Source organism: Chelatococcus caeni (assembly GCF_014196925.1).
Classification (GTDB): Bacteria; Pseudomonadota; Alphaproteobacteria; order Rhizobiales; family Beijerinckiaceae; genus Chelatococcus_A; species Chelatococcus_A caeni.
In genome coordinates this window covers 1,040,994-1,056,977 of the sequence record NZ_JACIEN010000001.1, presented here as the reverse complement: position 1 = coordinate 1,056,977, position 15,984 = coordinate 1,040,994, and the positions used below count along the sequence as shown (strand labels likewise).

The window sequence follows — 15,984 nt, the reverse complement described above, 5'->3', positions numbered from 1 at the left end:
TGATACAGATCATGACCCGGGGGCTGCATGCCGATCAATGTTCCTTCATTCCGCCCGCAGCCTACAAATCCGGCATGCAGCGGGCCGCCAGCGCCTCGCCCCCGGACCATGCATGGCTCGGGGGTGCGGCCGTGTTCCCGGCGGGCTTGCGGCGGCCAGGGGCGCCGCCTACGGTCGCGCGACCTGTTCTGCGGAGGCGCGCGATGAGCAAGACGACCCTTCTGTTCCGGGACGATCCCTATGCCAAAACGGCCGAGGCGACCGTCGTCGGCATCGCCGACAACGGTGGCATCATCCTCGACCGCACCATCTTCTATGCCCAGGGCGGCGGTCAGCCCGGCGACATCGGCTGGATGACGCTGCCCGGCGGCGAGGAGATCGCCATCGCCAATGCCGTCTACGGCCCCGACCGGTCGACGATCGCGCATGTGCCGGCGGCCGAGGGGCGTCTCCCGGCCGTCGGCGACACCGTCGGCCTGCGCCTCGACTGGGACGTCCGCCATGCGCGCATGCGCGTGCATACCGCGCTGCACCTGCTCTCGGTCGCCCTGCCCTTTCCGGTCACGGGCGGCTCAATCGGCGACGGCGAGGGCCGGCTCGACTTCGACATCCCCGATGCCGGCCTCGACAAGGACGAGATCGGCGTCAAGCTCAACGAGATGATCGCGCGGGATGCGCCGGTGAGCGAGCGCTGGATCACGGACGAGGAGCTCCTCGCCAATCCCGGTCTCGTCAAGACCATGTCCGTCAAGCCGCCGATGGGCTCGGGCACCGTGCGGCTCGTCGAGATCGCGGGGCTCGATCTGCAGCCCTGCGGCGGCACGCATGTGAAGAGCACCGGCGAGATCGGCGCGGTCGCCATCACCGCCATCGAGAAGAAGGGCCGGCAGAACCGGCGCGTGCGCATCGCGCTCGCCTGATCACGGCCGTAACGCAGAGGACCAGGCCATGAGCGAGACCAAGCTGCCTTCGCCCCATTTCGTTTCTACCGCTTGGCTCGCCGAGCATCTCGGCGCGCCGGACATCGCCATCGTCGATGCCTCCTGGTATCTGCCGACGGACAACCGCGACGGCGCCGCCGAATATCGCGCCGCGCACATCCCCGGCGCGGTCCATTTCGACATCGAGGCGATCCGCGACGAGACCACCGACCTGCCGCACATGATGCCGACGGCGGAACGGTTCGCGGACGCCGTCGGCGCGCTCGGCATCGGCGACGGCATGCGCATCGTGGTCTACGACGGCGCGGGGCTGCTCGCCGCGGCGCGGGTGTGGTGGATGTTCCGGGCCTTCGGCGCGCAGGACGTGAAGATCCTCGACGGCGGCTTCCCGAAGTGGCTGGCCGAGCGGCGGCCCGTCGACGCCGAGCCGGCGCAGCCGCCGCGGCGGTCGTTCACGGCGCGGGCGCCGCAGGGTGTCGCCGATGTCGCGGGCGTGCGCGCCGCGCTCACCGATCGCTCGGCCCAGATCGTCGACGCCCGCTCGCCGGAACGCTTCCGCGGCGAGGCGCCGGAGCCTCGCCCGGGCGTGCGCCCCGGCCGCATGCCCGGCAGTTTCAACGTGCCGCATGCCCGCCTCGTCGAGCAGGGAAGGCTGAAGGCGCCGGAGGATATCCGGCCCGTGTTCGAGGCCGCCGGCGTCAGCCTCGACCGGCCGGTCATCACCAGCTGCGGCTCGGGTGTTTCGGCGGCCATCCTGTGGCTCGCGCTCGATGCGTTGGGCAGGCCGCCCGCCGCGCTCTACGACGGCTCATGGGCGGAATGGGGCAGCCGGGCCGATTGCCCGGTCGCGACGGGCCCGGCCGACTGAGCGGCCCCGAAGGAACCGATCGCCGGCGTGCCTGAGGCGAGCCGGCGGTCGATCGTCCATCAATCGCCCATCAATCGTTCTTGGGCGCCGGCTGGCCCGACGACTGCAGCTGCCCACCCTCTCCGGTGGCGATGTAGTTCTTCAGTTCGTCGAGCGAGGCGAACTTGAAGACGCCGCGGCCGGTCTCGGCCTCGATGGAGCCGTCGGAGTACATCACGTAGAGATTGCCGCCGGCGCTGTAGGTGCCGACGACCGTCGGCGCGGCCGTGGCGGCGTCGGCCTCCTCCCCGGCGGGCGCGGCCTCCTCGGCCCCCTCACGCTCCTCCGGCTCACCCCGCTCGGCCGGGACCTCCTCGGCGCGGTCCGCTTCGAGCCCGTCCTCGGCCTGTTCCGGCGTTTCCTCGTCAGCGGCCGGCGCAGGAGGGGCCTCACGCTCCTGTTGCGGCCAGGTTGCCGCCGGCGCCTCGAACCCCTTCGCTTCGCCCCTGTCCTCCGAGCGGCGCAGCCAGGACGGCAGTTGCGGCAGCGTCTCCTCCCGCTTCGGAGCGGGCGCGGCCTCGGGCTCCGGCTCGGCCGCTTCGGGCTCCTCCGACACCTGGGGCGCTGTGCCGAAGGTCGACAGGCGGGGCTCTTCCGTCTGCTCCTCGCCGGCCTCCTGCGATTCGGCCCTGGCCGTCTGACGCTCCGTGGCGAAGAAATCCCGCGAGAAATCGAAGCGGGCGAACGGATCGTCCAGTTTGCCGGTGCGCGAGGGCTGGGCCGGCTCCTCCTCTGCCAGTGCAGGCTGGTCCGGGGCTGCGGCGGAGACCGGCTCCTCCCGCTCTTCCGGTTCTTCCCGTTCTTCCTCGACGGCCAGTCGATCCTCGAATCGGCGCGAGGGGAACGGTCGCATCGTCTCGAAGCCCGGCTCCTCGGCCGCCTCCGCCTCCCGCGTCTCCTCCTCCGCCCATGCCTTTCCCCCGAGGGTCGGCGCGGCCGCACCGGCGGCGGCGGAGGGTGCTATCGGCACGCCGGGGACGACGACAGGACGAAAATCCGCCTCGTCGTCGAACGGCTGCTCCGCCGCCCGGCCCGGCGACGACTCGCGGGCCGGAAGGAACTCGAGGCCCGCAGCGAGCCGGCGCAGGTCGCGCATCAGAAGCGCAATGGCCGCCAGAACGAAGCCGGCGGCGGCGAAGACGCTGCCGGCGATCACCATCGACCATCCGCGCTCGAGCACGATGACTTCGGCACCGGCCATCACCGCGTAGAAACCGCCGGCGACGAGAACACCTGCAACGACGAGGATTACGGCAACCATCACACGACAACTTTCATTTCAGTCTACGCCATACTTCTTCGGCGCACAGTAAAGCCTCGCGCTCATGCTGCCAACTCGTGGCGCTCTGCGCAGCGCGCGCTTGCCCCGTGCGCCGACCGTCCCTAAGTAGACCGGGTGGGCTCTTCCACGGCTACCCGCACCCCACGGGAGGCCAGCATGACCGTCGACCGCTGAGGCAATTCGTCGACGGCTGTGGTCCTGGCCTGCGGCGCGTCCACCGGCACGCGTCCCGGATTCCTCGATGCGGAAGCAAAGGAGATAACGATGTCCTTCACCCTCCCCGATCTTCCCTATGCCTACGACGCCCTCCAGCCCTACATGTCCAAGGAGACGCTGGAGTATCACCACGACAAGCACCACAAGGCCTATGTCGACAACGGCAACAAGCTGCTCGAGGGCACGGACCTCGCCGGCAAATCGGTGGAGGAAGTCGTCGTCGGCTCCTTCGGCAAGAATCAGGGCCTCTTCAACAATGCCGGCCAGCACTACAACCACATCCACTTCTGGAAGTGGATGAAGCCGAACGGCGGCGGCGCCATCCCCGGCAATCTCGAGAAGAAGATCATCGAGGATCTCGGCTCCGTCGAGAAGATGAAGGAAGATTTTGCCCAGGCGGGCGCCACGCAGTTCGGCTCCGGCTGGTGCTGGCTCGCCGTCAAGGACGGCAAGATCCTCGTCATGAAGACGCCGAACGGCGAGAACCCGCTGGTGCACGGCGCCAAGCCGATTCTCGGCTGCGACGTGTGGGAACATTCCTATTACATCGACTATCGCAACCGTCGCCCCGACTATCTCAAGGCGTTCATCGACAACCTGGTGAACTGGGAATACGTGACGGAGATGTACGAGGCCGCCACCCGCTGAGGGATGCGCCGATTCGCATCGCGAACGGGGCCCGCCGGGCCCCGTTTTCTTTTTACGGACCTCAATAGGGATCGCTCGCCTCGAGGATCTCCTGGCCCATCAGGACGCATTCGCCCGGGATCTGCGCATAGATGAGGCGCATGCGGTAATCGGCCTTGTAGACGGCGCCGGGCACCTCGATGACGTCGAGACGGCCCTTGCCCCGCAGCGCCTTGATGGTGCCGAGCGACTTCACGCGGTCGGCGAAGACCGCGGCGCGATCGTCACCGTTGGTGTGGAACTTCAGCAGTTTCAGCGCCTGCCCGGCGGCAGCGGCGGCACAGGCCGGCTCCTCGGCCACCGCCGGGGATGCGGCAATGAGGAGCGCCGTGAGGGCGGCCAACCCGATTCGTGTTCTCGACATGCGGCAAGTCCTTGGTGAAGCAGCCCGGCATTCATCGAAAAGCAGCCGCCGGCCTCATCATGGCTAGGCATATGGCCACCCGGCTTCAAGCCCGAAAAGGAAAGAATGCCGTTGCAGCGCGCGGCCGTTGCGGCATGATCGCGGCGCATTCTCACCCCGAACGGATATCCAGCATGAACATGGTCGGTCTCAGCCGGCGCACCTTCCTCGCGGCGGTGGCCCTCGTCTCCTCCGCCCCGGCCATGGCCGCAGCCGGTGAGCCGGACGCCGTCGTCAGGGCGATCTACGACCGCGCCGCCCAGGGCCAGGGCGACGAGGGCGGCATGTTCCTCTTCGACGAAGCCGTGCGGCGCAGGAACTTCTCGAGCGCGCTCGACGCCTTGTGGCGCAAGGCCGAAGCCATTGCCGAAGCGAACGACGAGCCGGTGCTCGACTTCGATCCCGTCACCAATTCGCAGGACCCGGACGTGAAGTCCTTCACCGTGGCGAGCGAGGCGCGGACGGATGCCACCGCCCTTCTCGCGGTGACGCTCACGGGTCGCTTCACGGAGCGCGCCCGGGCCGCCGACGCCGTGGTGCGCTATGTCCTTATCCTGGAGGACGGCAGCTGGAGGATCGACGACCTGCGCGGCAGCGTCGACGGCGAGGCGTGGTCCCTCAGGGAGATCCTGAAGCAGAGGAGCGGCGAGTAGCCGCCCGCCCCTGGAGAGAGTGAATCTTTCCCGCTTTTCTGCCACGATCGAAACCGATAAGAGCGGCCCTGGCCGCACCGCTCGTCCGACGGGTGCGCCAGGCCACGCCGGCAGGTGCCTGTCGACCGTTTCCCTCGCGTCCCTTTCCGGAATTCAGCTGATGTCGCTCGGCCTCTTCGGGGAACATGTCGGCACCACGCCCGCCGGGGCGGAGTATCGGCCGGGCGCGGCGGCCGTCCTGCGCGACGAGCGGCGCGGATGCTGAAGAAGCTCCTGTCCGTCGGCGGCTTCACGCTGCTCTCGCGCCTCACCGGCTTTGCCCGCGACGTCGTCTTCGCCGCGGTGATGGGTGCCGGCCTCGTCGCCGATGCCTTCTTCGTGGCGCTCCGGCTGCCGAACCACTTCCGCGCCATCTTCGGCGAGGGGGCCTTCAACGCCGCCTTCATTCCCGCCTATGCGCGCATTCTGACCACGGACGGTGCGGAGGCCGCCCGCCGCTTCGCCGACCGGGTGTTCTCGCTGCTCACGCTCGTGCAGCTCGCGCTGCTCGCCGCGGCGCTCGCCCTCATGCCGCAGTTCATCGACCTGATGGCGCCGGGCTTCCGGGACGAGCCGGCGAAGTTCGAGCTGACGGTGACGCTGACGCGCATCACCTTTCCCTATCTGCTCTTCATCGCGCTGGTGACGCTCGTCTCGGGCGTGCTCAACGCCGCCGACCGCTTCGCCGCCGCGGCCGGGGCGCCCATCCTCCTCAACCTGTCGCTCATCGTGGCGATGGGCCTCGCCTTCCTCTTCCCGACGGCCGGCCATGCCGCTGCCTGGGGCGTCGCGGCGGCGGGCGTGCTGGAGCTTGCGCTCGTCTGCTGGGACGCAAAGCGCGCCGGCCTCGCGCCGCGCTTTGCCGTGCCGCGCTTCGATGCCGACATGGTCGCCTTCTTCAAGGTGCTCGGGCCGGCCGTCATCGGCTCGGCCGGCGTGCAGATCGCCATGTTCGCCGACACCATCATCGCCGCCATGCTGCCGACCGGCGCGATCTCCTCGCTCTATTATGCCGACCGCCTCTACCAGCTGCCAGTCGGCGTCGTCGGCATCGCCGCCGGCACCGTCCTGCTGCCGGAGATGAGCCGGCGCATTGCCGGCGGGGACGTCGCGGGCGCGCACGGCGCGCAGAACCGGGCCGCCATCTTCACCCTCGTGCTCGCCGCCCCCTGCGCCGTCGCCTTCCTCGCGGTGCCCGACCTCATCATGCAGGCGCTGTTCGGCCGCGGCGCCTTCACCGCCGAGGATGCCGCGGCGGCGGGCGCCGTGCTCGCCGCCTATGCCACCGGCCTGCCGGCTGTGGTCCTCATCCGCTCCGCGGTGGCGAGCTTCTATTCCCGCGCCGACACCACGACGCCGGTCATCGCGTCCCTGTCGGCCGTCGCCGTCAACGTGGCGCTGAAATTCCTGCTCGTCGGCTCCATGGCGGCGCCCGGCCTCGCCCTTGCCACGGCCGTCGGCGCCTGGGTCAACGTGCTCCTGCTCTTCGTGCTGGCGAAGCGCCGCGAATGGACGGCGCCGAGCCGCGAGCTCGGCCGCGCCATTTCAGCCATCGTCATCGCCTGCGCCGTGCTCGGCCTTGCGGCGCTCGCGGCCGAGCGTTGGGGCGATGGCCTGCTGCCCGCCGCCCTGCCCTGGCGGCCGCAGGCGCTGATCGTCCTCGTCGCGGCGGCCGGCGCGCTCGCCTATGGAGCGACGCTGCTCGCCGGGCTCAGGCTGATGCGCGTGCCGCTGCGGCGCGTCTAGAGCCCCTTCCGTTCAGCTTGCATCGCAAGCTGAACAGTAAAACGGGTCTCTAACTTAGGTGAGAGACGGATCCGCCGATCAGGTTGATTCAACCTGATCGGCTAAGGCTTAAGGCACCGACTCAAGGGTGGCGTGACGCGTCGCGCCGCTGCTGTCGGCGATCTCGGCGACGAGCTTGCGCCGGGCTGCAACGGCGAAGGGGCGCGTTTCGTCGGCGATCTCGACGAAGGCGCCGGGCCCGCCGATCAGCTGCTCGCCGTAATAGGTCTCCAGCGACATGCCGCCCGGCCCGCCGGGGCGTCCGCCCGGCCGGCGGATGGCGAGGGCATTGATGGTGAAGCCCTTCGCCAGGGCCTCCGCCCGGGCCTCGGCCAGGGGCCGCCCGCCGATGTTGGGGCCGTCGCCCGAGACGTCGATGACCTTGCGCATGCCCGAAAAGCCGCTCTCCTCGACGAGGCGCACGGAATAGTCGATGGCGTTGGAGATCGAGTTGTAGCCATAGGCGCCGCGCGGGCGCGTGCGCAGCTTGTGCGCGAAGGCCTCGGCGGTCGCCGGATCGCGGATGACCTGCCAGTCGACGACGGTCACCTGCGATTGCGGGCCACCCCATTCCACATAGGCGACGGCGATGGCGCCGATGAGGCCGCTGCCGATGGCGGCAAGGACGTCGTTGCTCGTCAGCGCGCTCGCCCAGCCCTCGCGCTGCAGGGTGAGTTCGTCGTCGTCGATGGAGCCCGAGCCGTCGGCCGCCAGCACCAGCTCGAGATCGACCTCCTCGGCTCGCGCCGGGACGGAAACGAGAGCGATGAGAAGAAACGACAGGCCCGCCAAGATCCGCATGTCCACCTCCGGCATCCCCGACGAGAACCTAGGGATGCGGAGGGAACGCGTCACTTCAGGATGACGTTATCCGCCGACCTTCTCGCCGGCATGGGCGAAGGCCCAGTAGAGCTCGCGCGCCTGGCGATAGAAGGGGCCGGGCTGCAGCTCGCGCTCGTCGATCCTGAGCACGGGCATGACCTTGGAATAATTGCCCGAGAGGAAGATCTCGTCCGCGTCCACGAAATCGTCGTAGCGCAGCGTCGTCTCGTGCACCGTCACGCCCGCCTCGCGCAGCAGCCTGATGACGCGCTGGCGCGTGATGCCGTTGAGGAAGGTGCCGTTGGGCGCCGGCGTCAGCACCTCGCCGTCGCGCGCCATGAAGACGTTCGTGGTGGCCGTCTCGGCGACATTGCCGAGCATGTCGAGCACGAGGGCATTGTCGAAGCCCTTGCGCTTCGCCTCGAGGACGGCGCGGGCGTTGTTGGGATAGAGGCAGCCGGCCTTGGCATCCGTCGGCATCGTCTCCAGCGTCGGGCGGCGATAGCTCGCCTTGGTCAGCGTGATGCCGCCGGGCTTCGGCATCGGCGCCACGAAGAGGCAGAGGCAGAAGCGGGTCGATTCCGGATCGGGCGCGATCACCGCCGGCCCGTCCGCCTCGGCCCAGTACATCGGCTTGACGTAGAGCTCCGCGCCCGGCCCGAACTTGCGCGCACCCTCGCGTGCGAGCTCGACGATCGCCTCCGGCGCCATGGTCGGCTTCAGCCCGAGCGTCTTTGCCGAGCGGTTGACGCGCGCGGCATGGCTGTCGATGTCCGGCATCACGCCCTCGAAGACGCGGGCGCCGTCGAAGACGGAGGTGCCCTGCCAGAAGGCGTGGCTGCGCGGCCCCATGAGCGGCGGATTGCCCTCGTGCCAGCCGCCGTCGAACCAGGTCCATGTCTCGCTATACCAAGGCTGCGATTGCCCGGACATCATCATGCTCCAATACGTCAGTGTTCTTGTCCCATCGAACGCCCCGCCCCGCGCGCCGTCAATGGTCTGAAGGCTCATCCTCCAATGAATATCGCTGAAGCGTCCACCACGCTTGCGTGATGTGGTCGCGGGGCGCCATCCTGCCGGCCGTCGCCAATGAAAGCGGAGGGGAACGCGCATGGCTCTTCTCGATGAGGCTGCGCCGGGCGCGAGCGTCGTCGTCTTCGACGCCTACGGCACGCTGTTCGACGTGCATGCCGCCGTGGCGCGGCATGCCGGGGCGATCGGCCCGGACGCGCAGGCGCTGTCGGATGTCTGGCGCGCCAAGCAGCTCGAATATTCCTGGGTGCTGTCGCTCTACGGCGGCTTCCGGGATTTCTGGCAGCTCACGCGCGAGGCGCTCGACCATGCGCTCGCGCGCTTCCCGTCCGTCGATCCCGCCATCGCCGACAAGCTCCTCGGCGCCTATCGGGTGCTCGACGCCTATCAGGAAGCGCCGGCCGTGCTCGCCGCCCTCAAGGCCAGAGGGCTTGCGACGGCGATCCTCTCGAACGGCGAAAGGTCGATGCTCGCCGATGCCGTCGCCTCGGCCGGCATCGGCGGACACCTCGATGCGGTCCTGTCCGTCGACGAGGTGCGCGTGTTCAAGACGAGCCCGGCGGCCTATGCGCTCGTGACACGCCGGTTCCGCATCGAGCCGGCGCAGGTCGCCTTCGTCTCGAGCAACCGCTGGGACGTGGCGGGCGCGACGCGCTTCGGCTTCCGCGCCTTCTGGGTCAACCGCGCCGGCGCGCCGGACGAATATGCCGACCAGCGCCCCGTCGCGATCGTCCGCGATTTGACCGGGCTGGTGTAGCGTGGGGCCGCGAAGCCGCCTCTCGGCCCGTCTGCCGGCCATCGACGCCATTGAACACGCACCAGTCTAAGGCGCCGGCGGGACACACGACGTTTAAATGACCTTCCGACCACCTCCACCGTCATGCCCGCGCTTGTCGCGGGCATCCACGCCGCAGAGCCTGCGCGAGACCGAAAGGCGTGGATGGCCGCGACAAGCGCGGCCATGACGGGCGGGCGAGGTTGCACCGTTCTTCCCACGGTCCCGCGCTCCAGCCGGACAGCCGAGGGACAGGCGCGGCCAGGACGGGCGAGGTTGTGCCGTTCTTCCAACGGTCCCGCGCGCCGGTCCGACAGCTGCGGGACAGGCACGGCTAAGACAGTGGAAACGGCGGGGCCCCTTCCCCATTGCGCCACCTCCACCGTCATGCCCGCGCTTGTCGCGGGCATCCACGCCGCGAAGCCTGCGCGAGACCGAAAGGGCGTGGATGGCCGCGACAAGCGCGGCCAGGACCGGGCGGGAAGGTTGCACCGTTCTTCCAACGGTCCCGCGCTCCAGCCAGACAGTCGAGGGACAAGCGCGGCCATGACGGGCGGGAAGGTTGTGCCGTTCTTCCAACGGTCCCGCGCGCCGGTCCGACAGCTGCGGGACAGGCACGGCCAGGACAGTGGAAGCGGCGGGGCCCCTTCCCCCATTGCGCCATCTCCACCGTCATGCCCGCGCTCGTCGCGGGCATCCACGCCGCGAAGCCTGCGCGAGATCGAAAGGCGTGGATGGCCGCGACAAGCGCGGCCAGGACGCGCGGGGAGGGTGTGCCATTCTTCCACGGTACCGCGCTCCAGCCGGACAGCCGAGGGACAGGCGCGGCCAGGACGGGCGGGGAGGGTGTGCCATTCTTCCACGATCCCGCGCTCCAGCCGGACGGCCGTGCGACAGGCGCGGGCAGGACGGTGGAAGCGGCGGTGCCCCTTCCCTATCGCGTCAGCTGCCCTATTGCGCCAGTTCGGCGAGGATGCGCGCCCAGGAGCGGATGCCCTTGTGGAAGCTCGTCATGTCGTATTTCTCGTTGGGCGAATGCACCCGGTCGTCGTCGAGGCCGAAGCCGACGAGGAGCGAATCGACGCCGAGCGTGCGCTTGAAGTCGCCGACGACGGGGATCGAGCCGCCCGAGCCGATGGTGACCGGATCCCTGCCCCATTCCGCGGCGAGCGCCTTGCGCGCCTTGTTGAGCACCGGCCCGTCATAGGGCAGCGCGACGGCGCGCGAGCCCTTGTGGGCGATGAACTCCACCGAGCAGTCCTCGGGCAGCTGCCGGCGCACGAAATCGCGGAAGGAATCGCGGATCGCGTCCGGGTTCTGGTCGCCGACGAGGCGGAAGGAGATCTTGGCCCGCGCCTCGGCGGCGATGACGGTCTTGGTGCCCTCGCCCGTATAGCCGCCGATGATGCCGTTGACGTCGCAGGTGGGGCGGGACTGGATCTGCTCGATGAGGAGCCGCCCCTTCTCGCCCGCCGGATATTTGAGGCCGACGCCGCCGAGGAATTCCTCGGCCGTGAGATTGAGCGCCTTCCACTGCTCCAGCACCTCCGGCGGCGTTTCGGCGACGCCCTCGTAGAAGCCCGGCACGGTGACCCGGCCGTCCGCGTCGTGCAGCGAGGCGATGATGCGGGCGAGCACGCGGATGGGGTTCTGCGCCGCGCCGCCGAAGAGGCCCGAATGCAGGTCGCGGTCGGCCGCGCGCACGGTCAGCTCTTCATAGAGCATGCCGCGCAGCGAGGCGGTGATGGCCGGCGTCTCGCGGTCCCACATGCCCGTGTCGCAGACGAGGGCGACGTCGCAGGCGAGCTCCTCCTTCGTCGCCTCGACGAAGGCCGGCAGGTTGCGGGAGCCGTCCTCCTCCTCGCCTTCGAGCAGGACGGTGATGCCGACCGGCAGCGAGCCGGTGACCGCCTTCCACGCCCGGCAGGCCTCGATGAAGGTCATCACCTGGCCCTTGTCGTCGCAGGCGCCGCGAGCCACGATGATCTTGCGCCCGCCCGGCAGCTCGGCGAGGCGCGGCTCGAAGGGCGGCGTCTCCCAGAGGTCGAGCGGATCGACCGGCTGCACGTCATAGTGGCCGTAGAACAGCACATGCGGCGCGCCCTCGCGGCGCTGGTGGGCGAGGACCACCGGGTGGCCCGGCGTCTCGCGCAAGCCGGCCGCAAAGCCGAGGCCTTCGAGGTCGGCCGTGAGCCATTCGGCCGCCTTGCGGCACTCCTCCTTGTAGGCCGGATCGGTCGAGATGGAGGGAATGCGCAGGAGGCCGAAGAGACGGTTGAGCGAAGCGCCGAGATCCTCGTCGATCCTCGCGAGTACCTGGTCGAGATGCGACATCGATGCCCTCCACGGCGGAAGCGGCCCGATGGGCCGCCTGGAATGATGGAACGAAAGGTGCTCAGCGCTTGGTCATGGAGCCAAGGATGCCGCGCAGAATGGCGCGGCCGAGCTGGGTGCCGATGGTGCGTGCCGCCGAGGAGGCGACGTTGGTGATGACCCGCTCCGTGACGGTGACGGTGCGGCGCCCGCCCCTGCCGGCCGGCTGGCCGCCGCCGCCGAGAATGCCGCCGAGCGTGTCGAGCACGCCGCCCTCGCTGCCGGCGCCGGCCTGCTGCGGGGCCTGCTTGGCGGCCGCGGCCTCCGCAGCGCGCTTCGTCAGGATCTCGTAGGCCGATTCGCGGTCGACGGCGTCGTCGTAGCGGCCCTTGAGCGGGCTGGCCGCGATGAGGCGCTCGCGCTCCTGCTGCGTCAGCGGGCCGACGCGGGCCGACGGCGGCGCGATCAGCGTGCGCTCCACCACGGAGGGCGCGCCCTTGCCTTCGAGCACCGACACCAGCGCCTCGCCGACGCCGAGCTCGATGATGGCCTTCTCGGTGTCGAAGGCCGGGTTCTGGCGGAAGGTGCCGGCCGCGGCGCGCACGGCGCGCTGGTCGCGCGGGGTGAAGGCGCGCAGGGCGTGCTGGACGCGGTTGCCGAGCTGGGCGAGCACCGTCTCCGGCACATCGAGCGGGTTCTGGGTGACGAAATAGACGCCGACGCCCTTCGAGCGGATGAGCCGCACCACCCGCTCCACCGCCTCCACCAGCGCCTTGGGCGCGTCGGAGAACAGCATGTGCGCCTCGTCGAAGAAGAAGACGAGCTTCGGCTTGTCGAGATCGCCCACCTCGGGCAGTTGCTCGAACAGCTCCGACAGCAGCCATAAGAGGAAGGTGGCGTAGAGCCGCGGGTTGTTCATCAACTTGTCGGCGGCCAGGATGTTGATGACGCCGCGGCCATCGCGGTCGGTCCGCATCAGGTCGGAGATGACGAGCGCCGGCTCCCCGAAGAAGAAGTCGCCCTTCTGGTTTTCCAGCACGAGGAGCTGGCGCTGGATGGCGCCGACCGACTGGGTTGAGACATTGCCGTATTGCGCCGACAGCGCGCTCGCGTTCTCCGCCACATAGGCGAGGATGGCGCGCAGGTCCTTGAGATCGAGCAGCAGCAGGCCCTGCTCGTCCGCGACACGGAAGGCGATGTTGAGGACGCCTTCCTGGGTGTCGTTGAGGTCGAGCAGCCGGGCGAGCAGCAACGGCCCCATCTCCGAGACCGTGGCGCGGACCGGATGGCCGCTCTCGCCGAAGAGGTCCCAGAAGGTGACGGGGAAGCTGTCGGCGGCATAGGTGACGCCGATGTCGGCGGCGCGCTTGACGAAGGGCTCCTTGCCCTCGCCCATGGCGGCGACGCCGGAGAGGTCGCCCTTGATGTCGGCGGCGAAGACCGGCACGCCGGCATTGGAGAAGCCCTCGGCGAGCACCTGCAGCGTCACCGTCTTGCCGGTGCCGGTCGCGCCGGTCACGAGGCCGTGGCGGTTGGCGAGGCGCAGCAGCAGTTCCTCGTATTTGGGAGCGTCCTTGTGGGCGTCGCCGGTGGCCATGCCGATGAGAATGGTGCCTTCTTCCGCCATGGGTCGTGCCATCCCTCGCGTCTCGTCCATCGGCGCCTGCAACGCCGATTCAGCTTATAGGAGATCGGGCGCCGCCTTTCCACAACGGGAGCGCCGACGAGGCGGCGAAATGCGCCGGGCCGGCACGTTGGGGAGATGGTTTCGATATAAACTATCTGCTTGCTTTTCGCGGCGGCGGCGCGAAAGATGCGCCCACCTTCCGACACAGGAGCCTACGATGGACGAACTCGTCGCACGCATAGCTGAAAAGGTCGGCCTCGACGCGGGAACGGCGCGCAAGGCCATCGCAATCGTCCTCAACTTCCTGCTCAAGGAAGGCCCCGAGACGGAGGTGCGCCAGCTCATCGCCGCCCTGCCCGGCGCCGAGACCGCGATGGCCGAAGCCAGCGGCAACGGCAAGGGGGGTCTTGCCGGCATGGTCGGCGGCCTGATGGGCGGCGGCATCATGGCGCTCGGCGGCCAGCTGACCTCGGCGGGCCTGTCGATGGGGCAGATGCAGGCCCTCGGCCGCGAGCTCTTCGCCTATGGCCGCGAGAAGGCGGGCGAGGACGTGATGGGGCCCATCGTCGGCGCCGTGCCCGGCCTGTCGCAGTTCGTCTGAGGGAACGAGCGCGCGCCGCGGCGCCAGCTGCAACGGCGGCGCGCGCAAAACCCTGGCAACCGCCGCAACCGGCTTGACAGGCGGCCGTGACGGCGTCACGCAGCGGGCATGACAGAAGTGCTCAGCCGCCGGCAACTTGCCGGCGTTCCCCTCGTCGGTCGCCCGCGTATCATGGGCATCGTCAACGTCACGCCCGATTCCTTCTATGACGGCGGACGCCTGCCGACGGTGGACGCGGCGCTCATGCATTGCCGCGCCCTCGCCGAGGAGGGGGCGGACTTCATCGACATCGGCGCCGAATCGAGCCGGCCCGGCCACACGCCCATCAGCGCGACCGAAGAGCTGGCGCGGCTGATGCCGGTGCTCGAGCGCTTCGTGGCCGAGAACGCGACGCCCATCTCCGTCGACACGACGAAGGCCGAGGTCGCGGCAGCCGCCGTCGCCGCCGGCGCGCGCATCATCAACGACATCTGGGGCCTGCAGGGCGACCCCGACATGGCACGGGTCGCAGCCGAGCACGGCGTGCCCGTCATCGCCATGCACAACCGGCCGGGAGCCGATGCGGCGATCGACATCCTCACCGACATGCGGGCCTTCTTCGCGCGCACGCTCGACATCGCCGCCCGGGCCGGTATCGCACGCACCGACATCGTGCTCGACCCCGGCATCGGCTTCGGCAAGACGCCGCAGCAAAACCTCGTCGTGCTGCGCCACCTCGCCGAGCTGCGCGAAGATTTCGGCCTGCCGATGCTCGTCGGCGCCTCGCGCAAGTCCTTCATCGGCCATATCGTGAGCACGGTGCCGGACGAGCGCCTGCCCGGCACGCTGGCCGCCCATCTCATCGCCGCGGCTGCCGGCTGCGAGATCGTGCGGGTGCACGACGTCGTCGCCCATGTGCAGGCGCTGAGCGTCGCCGATGCCATAGCGAAGGCCTAGTCATCATGAGTGATCGCATCACCGTCCGCGGCCTCGCCCTGCGCGGCACCCACGGCGTCATGCCGGAGGAACGGGTGCTCGGGCAGCCCTTCATCCTGCACCTGACGGCCGAGCTGCCGCTCGCCGCGGCGCAGCGCTCCGACAGGCTCGAGGACACCCTCAATTATGCCGAGATGGTCGAGGTGGCCCGCGCGGCTTTCTCCAGCCGGCATTTCGACCTGATCGAGGCCGCCGCCGGCGCCATTGCCGATGCCATCATGGCGCGCTTCACGCGCATCGAGCGGCTCGAGGTCACCATCGAGAAGCCGCACGCGCCGATCGACGCCATCTTCGAGACCGTCGCCGTCACCATCGGGCGCACACGCCATGACTAGCTCCGTCCCGCAGCGCGCGACCCCGGTCGAGGCCATCCTCGGGCTCGGCTCCAACATCGGCGACCTGCGCGTGCAGATCGACTGCGCGGTGGCCGCCCTGCACGCGACGCCCGGCGTGCGCGTGACCCGCCATTCGGCCTATTACCGCACGGCGCCGTGGGGCCAGACGGACCAGCCGTCCTTCCTCAACATCTGCATCGCCGTCGAGACCACGCTCGAGCCGCGCACGCTTCTCGAAACGGCGCTCAGGGTCGAGCGGGAGGCCGGCCGCGTGCGGCGCGAGCGCTGGGGACCGCGCATCATCGACATCGACATCCTGTTCTACGGCGACGAGGTGATCGACGAGCCGCATCTGCACGTTCCCCACCCCTATATCGGCGAGCGGGCCTTCGTGCTGGCACCCCTCGCCGACATCGCGCCCGACCGGATGATCGGGAGCCGCAGCGTGCGCGAGGCGGCGGCCGCCATCGACACGAGCGGCATCGAGCGGCTCGATTGGGAAGTGCATCTCTGAGGGCGATTTCCGGGCGTTCCGCATCTGCCCAGGCGGTATGGGCATCGATGCGACCAAGGAAGGGTGGTGAGGCGGCA

Annotated in this window: 16 protein-coding genes; 10 read left to right on the top strand and 6 right to left on the bottom strand. The window is 69.6% G+C overall.

The features are described from left to right. The first annotated feature begins 203 nt into the window (after window positions 1-203). Window positions 204-920: an alanyl-tRNA editing protein gene (locus tag GGR16_RS05110; RefSeq protein WP_019400194.1), complete on the top strand. Its 717-nt coding sequence runs from the start codon at window positions 204-206 to the stop codon at window positions 918-920. Between the two features lie 28 nt (window positions 921-948). Next, complete coding sequence (gene sseA, locus GGR16_RS05105; RefSeq protein ID WP_183315887.1) at window positions 949-1,809, top strand: 3-mercaptopyruvate sulfurtransferase; 861 nt, start codon at window positions 949-951, stop codon at window positions 1,807-1,809. 70 nt (window positions 1,810-1,879) lie between these two features. On the opposite strand, the gene GGR16_RS05100 is transcribed toward sseA, so the two are convergent. Next, window positions 1,880-3,109, bottom strand: coding sequence for a hypothetical protein (locus tag GGR16_RS05100; protein WP_183315886.1), 1,230 nt, complete (start codon window positions 3,107-3,109; stop codon window positions 1,880-1,882). A gap of 285 nt (window positions 3,110-3,394) precedes the next feature. Between GGR16_RS05100 and GGR16_RS05095 the strand changes: the two genes are divergently transcribed. Beyond that, window positions 3,395-3,994, top strand: a complete 600-nt coding sequence (locus GGR16_RS05095; RefSeq protein WP_019400191.1) for a superoxide dismutase — start codon at window positions 3,395-3,397, stop codon at window positions 3,992-3,994. 61 nt (window positions 3,995-4,055) lie between these two features. Here GGR16_RS05095 and GGR16_RS05090 read toward each other — a convergent pair whose 3' ends face one another. After that, complete coding sequence (locus GGR16_RS05090; RefSeq protein ID WP_246372819.1) at window positions 4,056-4,397, bottom strand: hypothetical protein; 342 nt, start codon at window positions 4,395-4,397, stop codon at window positions 4,056-4,058. Between the two features lie 173 nt (window positions 4,398-4,570). On the opposite strand from GGR16_RS05090, the gene GGR16_RS05085 reads away from it, so the two are divergent. Further along, a complete protein-coding gene (locus GGR16_RS05085) occupies window positions 4,571-5,089 on the top strand; it encodes a YqhG/Tai3 family protein (protein WP_019400189.1) in 519 nt (172 codons plus the stop codon). 258 nt (window positions 5,090-5,347) lie between these two features. Further along, a complete protein-coding gene (gene murJ, locus GGR16_RS05080) occupies window positions 5,348-6,874 on the top strand; it encodes a murein biosynthesis integral membrane protein MurJ (protein WP_183315885.1) in 1,527 nt (508 codons plus the stop codon). A gap of 108 nt (window positions 6,875-6,982) precedes the next feature. On the opposite strand, the gene GGR16_RS05075 is transcribed toward murJ, so the two are convergent. Further along, window positions 6,983-7,714, bottom strand: a complete 732-nt coding sequence (locus GGR16_RS05075; protein ID WP_246372817.1) for a DUF1194 domain-containing protein — start codon at window positions 7,712-7,714, stop codon at window positions 6,983-6,985. Window positions 7,715-7,780: 66 nt separating this feature from the next. Further along, the gene (locus GGR16_RS05070) at window positions 7,781-8,674 is read right to left on the bottom strand and encodes a branched-chain amino acid aminotransferase (protein WP_210289411.1); all 894 of its coding nucleotides are present in this window, start codon (window positions 8,672-8,674) and stop codon (window positions 7,781-7,783) included. Window positions 8,675-8,846: 172 nt separating this feature from the next. Here GGR16_RS05070 and GGR16_RS05065 point away from each other — a divergent pair, with 172 nt between their 5' ends. Continuing rightward, complete coding sequence (locus tag GGR16_RS05065) at window positions 8,847-9,524, top strand: haloacid dehalogenase type II (protein ID WP_183315883.1); 678 nt, start codon at window positions 8,847-8,849, stop codon at window positions 9,522-9,524. Between the two features lie 969 nt (window positions 9,525-10,493). Here the strand turns inward: GGR16_RS05065 and GGR16_RS05060 are convergent. Continuing rightward, window positions 10,494-11,876 (bottom strand): dipeptidase, encoded by a 1,383-nt coding sequence (locus tag GGR16_RS05060; protein WP_019401255.1) that lies wholly within the window; start codon window positions 11,874-11,876, stop codon window positions 10,494-10,496. A 61-nt stretch (window positions 11,877-11,937) separates the two neighbouring features. After that, the gene (locus tag GGR16_RS05055; RefSeq protein ID WP_183316344.1) at window positions 11,938-13,482 is read right to left on the bottom strand and encodes a helicase HerA-like domain-containing protein; all 1,545 of its coding nucleotides are present in this window, start codon (window positions 13,480-13,482) and stop codon (window positions 11,938-11,940) included. Between the two features lie 217 nt (window positions 13,483-13,699). Here GGR16_RS05055 and GGR16_RS05050 point away from each other — a divergent pair, with 217 nt between their 5' ends. The 4 genes from GGR16_RS05050 (at window position 13,700) to folK (ending at window position 15,907) form a co-directional block, all read left to right on the top strand. Beyond that, a complete protein-coding gene (locus tag GGR16_RS05050; protein ID WP_183315882.1) occupies window positions 13,700-14,083 on the top strand; it encodes a DUF2267 domain-containing protein in 384 nt (127 codons plus the stop codon). Between the two features lie 108 nt (window positions 14,084-14,191). Next, window positions 14,192-15,019 carry a dihydropteroate synthase gene (gene folP / locus GGR16_RS05045; RefSeq protein WP_183315881.1) on the top strand — a complete coding sequence of 276 codons (828 nt, stop codon included), beginning with the start codon at window positions 14,192-14,194 and terminating at the stop codon, window positions 15,017-15,019. Window positions 15,020-15,024: 5 nt separating this feature from the next. Continuing rightward, window positions 15,025-15,393 carry a dihydroneopterin aldolase gene (gene folB / locus GGR16_RS05040; RefSeq protein WP_019401259.1) on the top strand — a complete coding sequence of 123 codons (369 nt, stop codon included), beginning with the start codon at window positions 15,025-15,027 and terminating at the stop codon, window positions 15,391-15,393. Beyond that, entirely contained in the window at window positions 15,386-15,907 is a 522-nt protein-coding gene (gene folK, locus GGR16_RS05035) for a 2-amino-4-hydroxy-6-hydroxymethyldihydropteridine diphosphokinase (protein WP_183315880.1), read from the top strand. Before folB ends, folK begins: the two co-directional genes overlap by 8 nt. The last annotated feature ends 77 nt before the right edge of the window (window positions 15,908-15,984 follow it).